Here is a 12,765-nt window from a genome sequence, read left to right as displayed (position 1 = left end):
CGCGCGCGGGCACGGTGCCGTACACCGCGGGTGAGCGGCGTAAACACGGTCCACAAATATGGTCCGTTTAACACGCAATTCACATTGCGACGTTAACAAGATCTAGCTAATCAACTGATGATTTTTCGGTAAATCGCCACGTACTCGTCGACCATCCGTTCCGCCGAGAAGCGTTCCCGGGCACGTGTGGAGCACGCGGCCCGGTCGATGTCCGCGATCCCTTGCAGTGCGGCAACTGCGTCGTCCACCGAGTCGACCAGGCGTCCCGTGACACCTTCGTCGACAACCTCAGGCATTGACCCTTTTCGGTACGCGACGACTGGTGTTCCGCAGGCCATCGACTCGACGACGGAGAGCCCGAACGGCTCGGCGAACCGGATCGGGTGCAACAGTGCGGCGCCCGATCCGAGAATGGCGCCTCGTTCGTCCGGGCCGACCGAACCGAGATAGACGACCCGGTCGCCGTCGATCAGGGGTTCCACCCGTTCGGCGAAATAGTCGCGATCCTGCACGATCCCGCACATCACCAGCCGCCGCCCGGCCCGGCGGGCGATCTCGATGGCGATGTCGGTGCCCTTGTCCGGGTGGATCCGGCCGAACAGGATCAGGTCGTCGCCGCCGTCGGCGTGGAACGGCAGGCCGGCCAGGTCCACCCCGTGGTGCACGGTGGCCAGATAGTCGAGATCGGGGGAGCGGTCGCTGTCCGAGATCGACACGAAGTGCGACCGGGCCCGCCGGTACGCCGGAAGGATGTTGCGCCCCGAGAAGCCGTGCACGGTGGTCAGCATCGTGGTGCGGCAGTGCGCCGAGAAGGCCAGCGGCAGCCAGTCCAGGTGATTGTGGATCAGGTCGAACTCGCCGGACCGCTCCAGCGCGTGGCTGACGTGGATCGCCTCCCAGACCCGGCCGTCGATCTCGTCGCTCTCCTCGTAGCCGGTCGGGACCACGCCGTCGAGCGCGGCCTTGGTGACCGAGTCGAGGGTCGCGAAGAGCGTCACGTCGATCCCGCGCTCGGCGAGCCCCTCGGCGATCAGGCTGGTGATCAGCTCCCAGGGGCCGTAGTGCAGCGGCGGTGTGCGCCACGCGATCGGCCCCAGGAGCGCGACCTTCATGACAAATGCCAAAAGTCGGACTTAAGCACATGATCAGTATGCCGTCGCCGACTCCCGCCGGTTAGAACTTGCGTTAGGTTACGAAAATGGGCGCTGATACGTGGTGGAAGACAGCCGTCGTGTACCAGATCTACCCGCGCAGTTTCGCGGACTCCGACGGCGACGGCATGGGTGACCTGCGCGGCGTCATCAACCACCTCGACCACCTGGCCGAGCTCGGCGTGGACGTGCTCTGGCTGTCCCCGGTCTACCCGTCCCCGCAGGACGACAACGGCTACGACATCAGCGACTACCAGGACATCGAGCCGCTCTTCGGTGACCTGGAGACCTTCGACGAACTGCTGGCCGGGGCCCACGCCCGGAATATGAAGATCATCATGGACCTGGTGGTGAACCACAGCTCCGACGAGCACCAGTGGTTCCTGGAGAGCCGGTCGGCGAAGGACCACCCGAAACGGGACTGGTACTGGTGGCGGCCGGCCCGCCCCGGCATGCAACCGGGCACCCCGGGGGCCGAGCCCACCAACTGGGGCTCGGTGTTCGGCGGCTCGTCCTGGGAGTACGACGAGAGCACCGGCGAGTACTACCTGCACCTGTTCTCCAGGAAGCAGCCCGACCTCAACTGGGAGAACCCCGAGGTCAGGCAGGCCGTCTACACGATGATGCGCTGGTGGCTGGACCGGGGCGTGGACGGCTTCCGGATGGACGTCATCAACATGATCTCCAAGGACCTGGCCCTGCCGGACGGGCGGCTGAACGCCGGATCCGCCTACGCCGACGGTTCCGCCGCGTTCATCGGCGGCCCCCGCCTGCACGAGTTCCTCCAGGAGATGCACCGGGAGGTCTTCGAAGGGCGCGAGGGTCTGCTGACCGTCGGCGAGATGCCCGGCGTCACCGTCGACGAGGCGATCCTGCACACCGACCCGGACCGGCACGAAGTCGACATGGTCTTCCAGTTCGACCACGTGTGGGTGGACCGCGGGCCCGACCCGTGGCGGCTCGTCCCGCTCCAGCTCACCCAGCTCAAGGCGATCCTCGGGCGGTGGCAGGCCGGGCTCGCCGACGCCGGGTGGAACAGCCTCTACTGGAACAACCACGACCAGCCGCGGGTCGTCTCCCGGTACGGCGACGACAGCCCCGCCCACCGGGCCGCCTCGGCGAAGATGCTCGGCACCGTTCTGCACCTGCATCGCGGCACGCCCTACGTCTACCAGGGCGAAGAGCTCGGCATGACGAACTACCCGTTCGGCGGGATCGGTGACTTCCGGGACATCGAGGCGCTCGGCCAGTACCGGCAGGCGGTCGAGCTCGAAGGCCGTACCCCCGAAGAGGTTTTGACGGTCTTGCGGGCCCGCGGCCGGGACAATGCCCGGACGCCGATGCAATGGGACGACTCGCCGAACGGCGGTTTCTCCACCGGGACGCCGTGGCTGCCGGTCAATCCGAACCACCGGGAGATCAACGCCAGGGCGCAGCGCTCCGATCCGGATTCGGTCTTCCACTACTACCGGCGGCTCATCGAGCTGCGGAAGACCGAACCGGCGGTCGCCCTCGGCGACTTCACCATGTTGCTGCCGGACGACGAGCGGTTGTACGCCTTCACCCGCCGCCTCGGAAGCACCGAACTGCTGGTGATCGGCAACTTCTCCGGTGTCGAGGCGCACGCCGGGATCGACGGCTGGGACGACGCCGAGCTGGTGATCAACAACCTGGACGAGCCGCCGAAGGACCTGACCATGGCCCCTTGGCAGGTGGTCGTCTACCGTCGCTCGATCTGACGCGTCACCGGTTGGCCTGGCTCGTCATCGCCTGGTCTGGCTCATCATCGCTCCGAGCGCGGCCAGGGTGATCCGCCGTCCGGCCAGCCGGCTGGCGCCCATCATGATCCGGTTGCGGGCGCCGGTGATCAGGCTGGGCGGCGTGTTGCGCCGGTCCAGCGCCTTGATCGCCAGGTCGACGACGGTGTCGGCGCGCATCCGTGCCGTGCCGCCGTCGGCGCCCTGGCCGGCCACGTCGAAGAACTCGGTCTCGGTGGCGCCCGGTGACAGCGCCATCACGGTCAGCCCGGTGCCGCGCGACTCGGCCCAGAGCGCCTCGGTGAAGTTGAGGACGAACGCCTTGGTCGCCGCGTAGACCGCGAGCGTCGGGCCCGGCTGGTAACCGGCGATGCTCGCCACGTTGACCAGCACGCCGCCGCCGTGCGCCCGGAGCGGCTCGATGAACGCCCTGGTGATCTCGGTCAGCGTGGTCACATTGAGGGTGATCTCGTCGGTGACCCGCTGCGGGTCGGCCTCGTGGAACAGCCCGTGCGTGCCGAACCCGGCGTTGTTGATCAGGCTGGTCACGGTGATGCCGCGCTCGGCCACCGCGGCGGCGAGCTTCGTGCCCGCGCCCGGCTGGGCCAGGTCCATGCCGATCGTCGTGACGGTCACGCCCGTCGCGCCGGTCAGCTCGGCGGTCAGCGCGTCCAGCCGGTCGGTGCGCCTGGCGACGAGCACCAGGTTCGAACCGCGGGCGGCCAGGCGGCGGGCGAAGAGCGCGCCGAGCCCGGAACTCGCGCCGGTGATCAGGGTGGTCTGGTTACGAAAGTCGACGGCCATGTTGTCACGCTATGCCGATGTGGCACTCAGTGTCAATCGGGCACGGCATGTTAGGGTGGTGGCATGTCGTCGCTCTGGTCCCGGACCCGCAACGCCGTCTACGGCGAGATCACCAGGACCGCGATGGAGCTCTTCCTCACCCGCGGCTTCGACGCCACCACCATCGACGACATCGCCGCCGCCGCGGGCATCTCACGGCGCTCGTTCTTCCGCTACTTCGGCACCAAGGAGGACGTGGTCCTCGGCGACCTCATCGCCAGCGGTGATCTCATCCGCCAGGCTCTGGAGGCCCGGCCCAACAGTGAGGACGCGTGGACCGCGCTCTGCAACGCGCTGCACACCGTCAAGGACACCGCCTACGACGACGAGACCATGCTGAAGATCTTCCGGATGGTTCACGAGACACCCTCGCTGCGTGCCCGCAGCATCGAGAAACACCTTCAATGGCAGGCGTTGCTCACCCCCGAGGTCCGGCGGCGGCTGGGCGCAGATCCAGAAAACCCTCTTGATGTACGGGCAGACGCCCTCGTCGCCACCGTCATCACCTGCCTGGACGTGGCCGGAGAGGCCTGGACCCGAGCCGCCGGAAGCGTCCCCCTCGAGTCGTTGTTCGACGCCGCCGCCGCCGCGGTCCGCCCACACCCCTGACCACCCCAGCGCCTGGCGCGCCGTCGTCGCGCGCCGTGGCGCCGCGATCGAGATTTGGGCGGCGGGCGGCGGGCGGCGCGTGAGGTGGCCGCCCGTGTGGTCGGGCGCGCTGGCTCGTGTCCTGGGCTACGGGCGGAGGCTGCCGGGGGAGACGCCGAAGGTCCGTTTGAAAGCCCGGCCGAAGGCGGCCTCCGACTGGTACCCGAAACGGCGCGCCACCGCGGAGAGCGGCTCGGTGGTCGCGTGCAGGTGGGTGCGGGCGGACTGCATCCGCCAGTCGGCGAGGTAGCGCATGGCCGGTTCGCCGACGAGCGCCGTGAACCGTTCGGCGAAGGCGGAACGGGACATCCCAGCCTCGCGGGCCAGCGACACCAGGCTCCAGTCCCGGCCGGGCGCGCGGTGGATCGCGGCCAGCGCCCGGCCGACGTGCTCGTCCCGGAGCGCCGCCAGCCACCCTTGCCGGGCCTCCGGCGCGCCGGCCAGCCACGCCCGGATCGCCTGGATCACCAGCACGTCAGCGAGCCGGGTAAGCACCGTCTCGCCGCCGGGGCGCAACTCCTGGGCCTCCCGGGCGATCAGGCGAAGCGTGCTGTTCAGCCAGCCGGCGTCGTCGGCGTCCCACCCGTCCATGTGCAGGACCGGCGGCAGTTGCCGGGCCAGCCGGTCGCCGGCCGCGTTGTCGAACCGCAGCACCCCGTAGGTGACCTGGGTCAACTCACCGCCGCCGCCGTGTCGCAGCAACTCGTAGCAATCGCTGAGCATCTCGACGGGCAGTTCGAACAGCGGGTCGGCGGGCACGTCCGGCCCACTGCGGAACACGTGCGGGGTGCCGTGCGGCAGCAGAGTGAGGCTGCCGGCCGCCAGATGTATCGGGTCGCTCCCGTCGATCTCCAGACGACAGGAGCCGGCGGTCACCACGACCAGGGCGAGGCAGTCGTCCAGTTCGGGAACGGCGATTCCCCAGGGCGCGGTGAGGTCGGTGCGGCAGTACAGCGTGCCGCTGAGCCTCAGCTGATGCAGTGCTTCGCCGAGTGGATCGGTCATCACCAGATCATTGCAGAGAATCCTCAGCTGTGGACGATCTGCATGGTGCTACGGACTTTGAATGATTGAACGTCCGCCGCTATGCCGCAACCATGGAATCAGTCGACATGACGGCGGTGCCGGATCCCCGGTTCGCCGACGTGTTGATCGCTATCGCTCAACACGTCGATTCGTCAACAACGTCCATATGGACCGGGCGACGTGTCGACGGGACTTCGTCAACGTGTCAACGCGTCAATGTGTTGGCCGTCAACACGATCTGGGGGAACGCATGATTCTCGTGACTGGGGCCAGCGGCAAGACCGGGCGTCGCGTCATCGATCGGCTCACCGAAGCCGGTCACGTCCACCGGGCCGTCGGGCGCAGCAGTGTGCCACCGTTCGCGTGGGAACGGCCGGAGACCTGGTCCGCTGTGCTGGCCGGGGCGCGTGCGGCGTACATCGTGCATCCGGAACTGGCGGCGACCGGAGCGCCTGCGGTGATCGAGGAGTTCGCCGCGGCCGCCGCGGCCGCCGGTGTGGAACGCCTGGTCCTGCTCTCCGGCCGAGGCGAGACGAACGCCGAACTCGCCGAGCGCGCCGTGCAGAACTCCGGCCTGGCACACACCGTGGTGCGGGCGAGCTGGTTCGCGCAGAACTTCACCGAAGGGCTGCTCCACCCGGCGGCCGGTGGCGGGGCCTTCGCGCTGCCGGCCGGGACGGTCCGTGAACCGGTCGTCGACGCTGACGACATCGCCGACGTGGTCACGGCCGCGCTCACCGATTCCCGGCACGACGGGCGGCTCTACGACGTGACGGGGACGCGGTCGTTCACCTTCGACGAGATGGCCGCGGAGATCAGCCGGGCGGCCGGGCGGCCGGTCCAGTACGCGCCGGTGGGGCTCGACGACTTCCGGGAACTGCTGATCCCGCATGTCGGGCCGGATCAGGCGGAGATGTTCGTCCAGCTGTGTGCCGAGGTCTTCGACGGCCGCAACGAGAAGCCCGGCGAGGGAGTGCAGGAAGCGCTCGGCCGGGAGCCGCGAGACTTCACCGCGTTCTGCCAGGCGGCTGCCGCGACCGGCGTGTGGTCCTGGTGACGGCCCGGCCGGCCGGCACCGGCCAGGAGACAGCCCAGGCCGGCACCGGCCAGGAGGCAACCCAGGCCGGCGCCGGCCAGGAGACAGCCCAGGCAGACGCCCATTCTGATGGCCACCAGGGTTCGGTTCGGGTGGCGGAGCCGGATGGTGGTGAGCAGTATGCGGCCCAGGCGCCGGGGAAAGCGGGTGTGGGGCGGATCGTGCTGGCGGTGTCCGGGCTGGTCATCGTCCTGATCGGCGGGGCGAGCATGTTTGCGCCTGTGTGGTTTCGGGAGGTGAACGGCATCCGGATGGGGCCTGACGTCGCACTGCTCAGCGAGACGCGGGCGGCCGGTGCGCTTCTGCTCGCGGCGGGGGTGACCGTGCTGATCGGCGCCTTTGTGCCCCGGCTTGCACGGACGTCCGCGGTTGTCGGGGCGGTCGGCTACCTCGTGACTGCGCTGGCCCGGCTGGTGAGCCTGGCCGCGGACGGTTCGCCGGGCAGCGGGCTGCTCTTCGCCGCGGTGGTCGAGTTGGCGCTCGGCCTGGCCTGTGCCGCCCTGCTCCGTGCGCCCCGCCCGGCCGCCGTGACCTGACGTAGAGAGGCCGGCTCGGGCAGCCCGCACCGGTCGCCGTGGACTGCCCACATCGGTCACCGTGGGCAGTCCACGCTGCTCAATGCGGGCACGGCCCGCGCAGGCAAGAACAAGCCGCCGCCGCTGCCGCTGCTGTGGGGAAGCGTCCGGGCTGCTGCGGAAAAGGTGCCCGGACTGCTTGGGGGGAGCGTTCGGACTGCTTGGGGGAAGCGTCCGGAACCCGCTCGGCGTTGGGTGCGATTTCGACCCGGATCCGGGGTATTCGGGGATGCATGTCGAGTCATGTGGTGCGTGGGCATCGGGTTTCGGCCTGGTGGGGGCTGGCCGGGTTCGGGGTGGCGGTGGCCGTGGCCGCTCTGCTCGGCGGGCTCGGGGTGGCCGGGACCGCCGGCGAGTATCAGAGTCTGGAGCAGCCCGCGTGGGCGCCTCCGTCGGCGGTGTTCGGGCCGGTCTGGACGGTGCTCTACATGATGATCGCGGTCAGTGGCTGGCTGGTCTGGCGGCGTACCGGGTGGTCGGCGGCGCTCAACTGGTATGCCGCCCAACTGGTGTTGAACGCGATCTGGACTCCGATCTTCTTCGGGTTCGGGCAATACGGGCTCGCGCTGGTCGACATCGTGGTTCTCTGGGTGCTGATCGGTGTCACGGTGTGGAAGTTCCGGCCGGTCTCCCGGGCTGCGGCTGGGCTGCTGCTGCCGTATTGGGCGTGGGTCACGTTCGCGACCGCTCTGAACTTCGCGATCTGGTTGATGAACAAATAATCTGAACTTTTTTCACAGAACTCCCCACCTGTCCCGGCGGTAACCGGCAGGGTGGCTTGTGGTCGCCGGCGCATCCGAAATGACCCTTATGCCGGTGGCTGGGGAGTTCATATGCGCCGCTCACGGCCCACCGCACGTCTTGTCGCTCTGCTTCCGGCGCTCACCGTCGTGATCACCGGATCCGGTGCCGTCATGCAGTCGCCCGTCGTCCCCACCCGGACCACCGGGCCCGATCCGGTCCTGCAGACCTTCGGCCTGACGGAATCCAGGATGCGGCTGACCTCGGAGTCCCAAACCAAGGACCAGAACGCGGCGGCACGAAGCACCGAAGGCCGGGCTGCGCGGGCGCCCCGGACAGCCGAACTCGCCCGCCGGTCCACCGCGCCGTTCAGCCTGGTCGGCGTCACCTGGGCGGATCCGCATTCCGCACCGCAGGGCGCCATCGAGGTACGGACGAGGCGCCTCGGCACCACCACCTGGTCCTCGTGGCGGCTCCTGGAGACCGACAACCCGGACGCCTCAGCCGGCGGCCCCGGCGTGCGCGGCAGCAGTGACCCGCTCTGGGTGGGCCCGTCCGACGGCGTCCAGGCCCGGATGATCGCCACAGGCGAAGCCGCACTGCCGGCCGGACTTCGAGTGGACCTGATCAACCCGGACGCCCCCGAGACCGACACCCCCCAGGCCATGACACCGGTGGCCCAGGAGACGCGGCAAGAAAAGGCCCAGGAGGAGCGGCACGAAAAGGCTCAAGAGAAGCGGCACCGAAAGGCCCAGGAGAAGAGGTACGAAAAGGCCCAGGAGAAGCCGAAAGGGACCGGCGACGCCCCGGTGGTCCTCCCGGTCCGCCCGGTTCCCCGGCTGGTGACCAGATCCGCGTGGGGCGCCGACGAGAAGATAGTGAAGGAGCCCCCCGAGTACACCGGCGCCGTGCACATCGTCTTCGTGCACCACACCGCGACCGGCAACGGCTACGACTGCGCCGACTCGGCGAGCATCGTCCGCGGCATCGAGCGGTTCCACGTGAAGAGCAAGGGCTGGAACGACATCGGCTACAACTTCCTGGTCGACAAGTGCGGGCGGATCTTCGAGGGCCGCGGCGGCGGGGTGCACCGGTCGGTTCTGGGCGCGCACACGCTCGGTTTCAACGCGAACGCCAGCGCCGTCGCGGTGATCGGTGACTACCGGTCGACGGCGATCCCGGCGGCGGCCCGTGCGTCGGTGGCGCAGCTGGCCGCGTACAAGCTGGGGGCTTGGAGCAATCCGCCCCTGGGCAAGGTGGGCCTGGTCTCCGGCGGCAGCGACAGGTTCCCGGCCGGCCGGACCGCGCTGCTGAACCGGATCGCCGGCCACCGCGACACCGGCCGCACCGAGTGTCCCGGCAACGCGCTGTATGCGCAGCTTCCGGCGATCCGGGCGTCGGCCGGCGCGGCGCCCGCCGGGTTGCGATACCGCAAGGTCAACGGCGCTTCGGCGTACGGCGGGAAGTTCTACACGAAGGGCCCGGCCGGACCGGCGTGGGACCTGACCACGCCGACCCGGATGATGGACCGTTTCGAAGTGTGGGTCGACGGCCGGTTGTCGGCGGCGGCGCCGAGCGGCCACCGGCAGGTGGCGGTGCAGCTGGAACCGGGCGAGCACAAGGTGACGGTCCGGGCTGTGCACCTGTCCGGCAAGGTGGCCACCACCAGCGCCGAGGTGATCGTGGATCCGGTGGCGCCCGAGTTCAGCGAACCGCCGCTGGTGGCGCTGCGGGAGGGCACGGTCGGTGCGACGGCGCCGGTGCGGGTCGGCTGGGCGGCGACCGACACCTCGGGCCTCAAGTCGGTACGGGTGACCGGCGCCGACACCACGAGCCTGTCCGGTGGCACCCGGCAGCACACCGCCACGGCCCGGCTCGGGGATCCGGCGACCTGGGCGGTCACGGCCACCGATCGTGCCGGGAACTCGTCGAGCGATTCGGTCACCCGTACTCCCGTGCTGTTGACGGAGGCCGAGGCGACCCGGACCGGGACCTGGCGGGCAGTGCGTGACCAGGGGTTTCTCGGCGGCGAAGCCGTCGCCGGAGCAGCCGCCGGCGCGTCGTTGAGCTGGACTTTCACCGGAAGTTCGGCGGCCGTCGTGGCGAGCCGGACGGCCACTTCGGGGCGGGTGCGGATCTACCTCGACGAGGAGTTCCAGGGCATCGTCGACCTGCGGTCGGAGAGCGCGGGGAACGGGCGCGCGGTGTGGACGCGGTCGTGGCGCACCAGTGGCACGCACACCGTGCGGGTGCAGGCCGAAGGCACGTCGGGCCGGCCGTCGGTGGTGCTGGACGGCCTGGTCTACCTGCGCTGACCGGCGAAGGTCAGGACCACTTTACCGCGGCCGTGCCGGGACTCGACCGCCGCGTGCGCCGCCACCACCTCCTCGAACGGGTAGGCGCGCACCGGCATCACCACCGTCCCGGCCGCGGCCAGCGCGATCACCCCGGCCAGCCGCTCCGGCGAACGCCCGGCCCGGACCACCGAGGCGCCGTGCTCGGCGGCCGCCTTGTCGTCGACGATCGTGCCGATCCGCTCCGGCGCGATCCCCAGCGCGATCGACTGCGCGATCGCCTCGCCTCCGGCGGCATCAAGAGCGACGGTCGGTTTCAGACCGCTTCCGGTCACCGCTTCGATCAATTCGCTGCCGTACGGGACACCGACCGCCCCCAACTGCCGGAGGTAATCGTGGTTGCCGGCGCTCGCCGTGCCGATCACGGTCGCCCCCGCGAGCCGCGCCAACTGGATGGCGATCGTGCCGACACTGCCCGCGCCGGCGTGCACCAGCAGCACGTCACCACTGGTCACGCCCAGTTCGAGCAGGGCGCCGCTGGCCGTCTGGGAGGCCGCGACCAGGCCCGCCGCGGTCGGGAAGTCGAGGCTGCCCGGTTTGGCGACCACGTTCGCGGCCGGGACCGTCAGCAGCTCGGCCACGCCGTTCAGCATCGTCGAGCCGAGCACCTCGTCGCCGGGCGCCAGCGAGTCGACACCCTCGCCGACGGCTTCGACCACTCCGGCGTACTCCTGCCCGCTCTGTTGTGGGAATTTCGCCTGGACCCACGGCATCGTGCCGCGCCGCACGGCCACGTCGAACGGCTGGACGCCGGCGGCCCGCACCCGGACCAGCACCTCACCCGGGCCCGGCACCGGATCCGGCAGTTCCGCGATCCGGAGCACCGCGGGCGGCCCGTACTCATCGAAGACAGCAGCTCTCATGGGCGAAGTCTGCAAGCTGAATGAAGGTTGAGGTCAAGCGTTCTGCACGCGCGCTGCACTCGGGATGGCGCACGCTCGGCGCATGACGACACCTGATCTCGCCACCAGGCTCTTCGACGCCCTCATCGGCGCCACCGAGCTCTTCACCGTTCAGCTCGGGCGCGAGCTCGGCCTCTACACCGCGTTGCGGGCCGGGCCACACGACCCGGCCGGGCTCGCCAAGGCCACCGGCATCGACGAGCGCTACGCCCGCGAATGGCTGGAACAACAGGCTGCCGCCGGATTCCTGACCGTGGACGACGGGGTGTTCACGCTCCCGCCCGGAACCGCCGCGGTGCTGCTCGACGAGGACGGGCCGGACTACGCGGGCGCGGCCGCCGAGTTCGCGCTCGGCGCGGCCCTGCTCACCCCGGCCGTGATCGGCGCGTTCCGGACCGGGGCCGGGGTGCCGTACTCGGAATACCGGCACATCCGGCACGGCATCGCCGGCTTCAACCGGCCGATGTTCACCCACCTGCTCACCGGGGAGTGGCTGCCCGCGGTGCCGGCGATCGACGAGCGGCTGCGCGCCCAGCCCGGCGCCGCCGTCCTCGACCTCGGCTGCGGCATGGGTCACTCGTCGGTGGCGATGGCCCGCGCCTACCCGGCGATCAGCGTCCGCGGCGTTGACCTCGACGAGGACTCGATCACCGAGGCGCGCCGGGTCGCGGCTGAAGCAGGTGTCGCCGACCGGGTCAACTTCACCACCGGTGACGCGGCTGCGGCCGGCGGCGCCTACGACCTGATCACGATCTTCGAGGCCCTGCACGACATGGGCGACCCGGTCGGGGTGCTGCGCAACGCCCGCGGCCTGCTCGCCGACGGCGGCAGCGTCCTGGTCGCCGACGAGCGGGTGTCCGACGAGTTCATCGCGCCGGCCGGCGAGGTGGAGCGCCTCCAGTACGCGTTCAGCGTCCTGCACTGCCTGCCGGCCACCCGCGCCGAGAACCCCGTGATCGCCAACGGGACCGTGCTGCGGGCACCCACCCTGCTCGGCTGGGCGCGCGAGGCCGGCTTCACCGAGCCCGAGGTCCTTCCCGTCGAGAACGACTTCTGGCGCTTCTACCGTCTGCGCTGAACTCATTGAGGCTTCGGCACAGCCACCTCAGCTTGAGAAGGGCAGCCCGCAGACGGATGACGTCTCCTCGCCGGCGACGCCTCCCCACGGCTCGTCCCGGCTCGTCCCGGCTCGTCCCGGCTCGTCCCGGCTTGTCGTCCCGGCTCGTCGTTCCCGGCTCGTCGTCCGAGGCTCGTCGCTCGTCGCTCGTCGCTCGTCGATCTTGCACGGTTCTTCACCCTCGCGCCGATCTTGCAGCCCTTTCCACGCCCCGACGGGAAGAACCGTGCAAGGTCTCCCCGGCGCAGTAGACCTTGCAGCTTTCTTCCCGTCGGGGCGTGAACTCGACTTTCGTACTTTTTGGTTCCCCTTCGCCGCACGCGGTGTTCCGGCGTCGGCGAGGCCCGTCATCCCGCATCTCATCCACCGGCTGGCGCAGGCCTCAACGGCGCACCGCAAGATCTACTTTCGCGTGGGTGCCGTACCGGGTGCGGTCTCCTTGGGGTTGCGCGGCCGGGCTCGTGGAGGTTGCTGCGACGACGGGAGCACACGTTGGCGTTACGTGTGCCGACGTCTTCGCTGGAACGTGGATGAACGCACGCGATCGGCCCAGCG

11 protein-coding genes are annotated in these 12,765 nt (G+C 70.0%); 7 read left to right on the top strand and 4 right to left on the bottom strand.

The features are described from left to right. Nucleotides 1-110 precede the first annotated feature (110 nt). Complete coding sequence (locus AB0E94_RS13345) at nt 111-1,112, bottom strand: glycosyltransferase family 4 protein (RefSeq protein WP_360325897.1); 1,002 nt, start codon at nt 1,110-1,112, stop codon at nt 111-113. An 86-nt stretch (nt 1,113-1,198) separates the two neighbouring features. Here AB0E94_RS13345 and AB0E94_RS13340 point away from each other — a divergent pair, with 86 nt between their 5' ends. After that, the gene (locus AB0E94_RS13340; protein WP_360325895.1) at nt 1,199-2,890 is read left to right on the top strand and encodes an alpha,alpha-phosphotrehalase; all 1,692 of its coding nucleotides are present in this window, start codon (nt 1,199-1,201) and stop codon (nt 2,888-2,890) included. 24 nt (nt 2,891-2,914) lie between these two features. Here AB0E94_RS13340 and AB0E94_RS13335 read toward each other — a convergent pair whose 3' ends face one another. Then, nucleotides 2,915-3,712, bottom strand: coding sequence for an SDR family oxidoreductase (locus AB0E94_RS13335; protein ID WP_360325894.1), 798 nt, complete (start codon nt 3,710-3,712; stop codon nt 2,915-2,917). Nucleotides 3,713-3,775: 63 nt separating this feature from the next. On the opposite strand from AB0E94_RS13335, the gene AB0E94_RS13330 reads away from it, so the two are divergent. Then, a complete protein-coding gene (locus tag AB0E94_RS13330; RefSeq protein WP_360325892.1) occupies nt 3,776-4,360 on the top strand; it encodes a TetR family transcriptional regulator in 585 nt (194 codons plus the stop codon). Nucleotides 4,361-4,486: 126 nt separating this feature from the next. Here the strand turns inward: AB0E94_RS13330 and AB0E94_RS13325 are convergent, their stop codons facing one another. Continuing rightward, complete coding sequence (locus tag AB0E94_RS13325) at nt 4,487-5,404, bottom strand: AraC family transcriptional regulator (protein ID WP_360325890.1); 918 nt, start codon at nt 5,402-5,404, stop codon at nt 4,487-4,489. A gap of 271 nt (nt 5,405-5,675) precedes the next feature. Between AB0E94_RS13325 and AB0E94_RS13320 the strand changes: the two genes are divergently transcribed. From AB0E94_RS13320 to AB0E94_RS13305, 4 genes are all read left to right on the top strand, one after another. Beyond that, on the top strand, nt 5,676-6,482 hold the full coding sequence (locus AB0E94_RS13320) for an NmrA family NAD(P)-binding protein (RefSeq protein ID WP_360325889.1): 807 nt from the start codon (nt 5,676-5,678) through the stop codon (nt 6,480-6,482). Beyond that, nucleotides 6,479-7,057 carry a DUF4345 domain-containing protein gene (locus AB0E94_RS13315; RefSeq protein WP_360325887.1) on the top strand — a complete coding sequence of 193 codons (579 nt, stop codon included), beginning with the start codon at nt 6,479-6,481 and terminating at the stop codon, nt 7,055-7,057. The genes AB0E94_RS13320 and AB0E94_RS13315 overlap by 4 nt, the downstream gene beginning before the upstream one ends. A 272-nt stretch (nt 7,058-7,329) precedes the next feature. Further along, entirely contained in the window at nt 7,330-7,818 is a 489-nt protein-coding gene (locus tag AB0E94_RS13310; protein ID WP_360325885.1) for a TspO/MBR family protein, read from the top strand. A 111-nt stretch (nt 7,819-7,929) separates the two neighbouring features. Then, complete coding sequence (locus AB0E94_RS13305; RefSeq protein ID WP_360325884.1) at nt 7,930-10,152, top strand: N-acetylmuramoyl-L-alanine amidase; 2,223 nt, start codon at nt 7,930-7,932, stop codon at nt 10,150-10,152. Here AB0E94_RS13305 and AB0E94_RS13300 read toward each other — a convergent pair. Beyond that, the gene (locus tag AB0E94_RS13300) at nt 10,140-11,054 is read right to left on the bottom strand and encodes an NADP-dependent oxidoreductase (RefSeq protein ID WP_360325883.1); all 915 of its coding nucleotides are present in this window, start codon (nt 11,052-11,054) and stop codon (nt 10,140-10,142) included. The two genes, AB0E94_RS13305 and AB0E94_RS13300, sit on opposite strands and share 13 nt — an antisense overlap. An 82-nt stretch (nt 11,055-11,136) precedes the next feature. Between AB0E94_RS13300 and AB0E94_RS13295 the strand changes: the two genes are divergently transcribed. Then, on the top strand, nt 11,137-12,171 hold the full coding sequence (locus tag AB0E94_RS13295) for a methyltransferase domain-containing protein (RefSeq protein WP_360325881.1): 1,035 nt from the start codon (nt 11,137-11,139) through the stop codon (nt 12,169-12,171). The last annotated feature ends 594 nt before the right edge of the window (nt 12,172-12,765 follow it).

This window comes from Actinoplanes sp. NPDC026670, assembly GCF_040638175.1.
Taxonomy (GTDB): Bacteria; Actinomycetota; Actinomycetes; order Mycobacteriales; family Micromonosporaceae; genus Actinoplanes.
This window is presented reverse-complemented; position numbering and strand designations above follow the sequence as displayed.

Excerpts from the sequence above, each read along its gene's own strand:
- AB0E94_RS13300 (WP_360325883.1), bottom strand. The coding sequence starts at position 11,054 with ATGAGAGCTGCTGTCTTCGATGAGTACGGGCCGCCCGCGGTGCTCCGG.
- AB0E94_RS13345 (WP_360325897.1), bottom strand. The coding sequence starts at position 1,112 with ATGAAGGTCGCGCTCCTGGGGCCGATCGCGTGGCGCACACCGCCGCTG.
- AB0E94_RS13325 (WP_360325890.1), bottom strand. The coding sequence starts at position 5,404 with ATGACCGATCCACTCGGCGAAGCACTGCATCAGCTGAGGCTCAGCGGC.
- AB0E94_RS13335 (WP_360325894.1), bottom strand. The coding sequence starts at position 3,712 with ATGGCCGTCGACTTTCGTAACCAGACCACCCTGATCACCGGCGCGAGT.
- AB0E94_RS13295 (WP_360325881.1), top strand. The coding sequence starts at position 11,137 with ATGACGACACCTGATCTCGCCACCAGGCTCTTCGACGCCCTCATCGGC.
- AB0E94_RS13330 (WP_360325892.1), top strand. The coding sequence starts at position 3,776 with ATGTCGTCGCTCTGGTCCCGGACCCGCAACGCCGTCTACGGCGAGATC.
- AB0E94_RS13305 (WP_360325884.1), top strand. The coding sequence starts at position 7,930 with ATGCGCCGCTCACGGCCCACCGCACGTCTTGTCGCTCTGCTTCCGGCG.
- AB0E94_RS13310 (WP_360325885.1), top strand. The coding sequence starts at position 7,330 with ATGTCGAGTCATGTGGTGCGTGGGCATCGGGTTTCGGCCTGGTGGGGG.
- AB0E94_RS13320 (WP_360325889.1), top strand. The coding sequence starts at position 5,676 with ATGATTCTCGTGACTGGGGCCAGCGGCAAGACCGGGCGTCGCGTCATC.
- AB0E94_RS13340 (WP_360325895.1), top strand. The coding sequence starts at position 1,199 with ATGGGCGCTGATACGTGGTGGAAGACAGCCGTCGTGTACCAGATCTAC.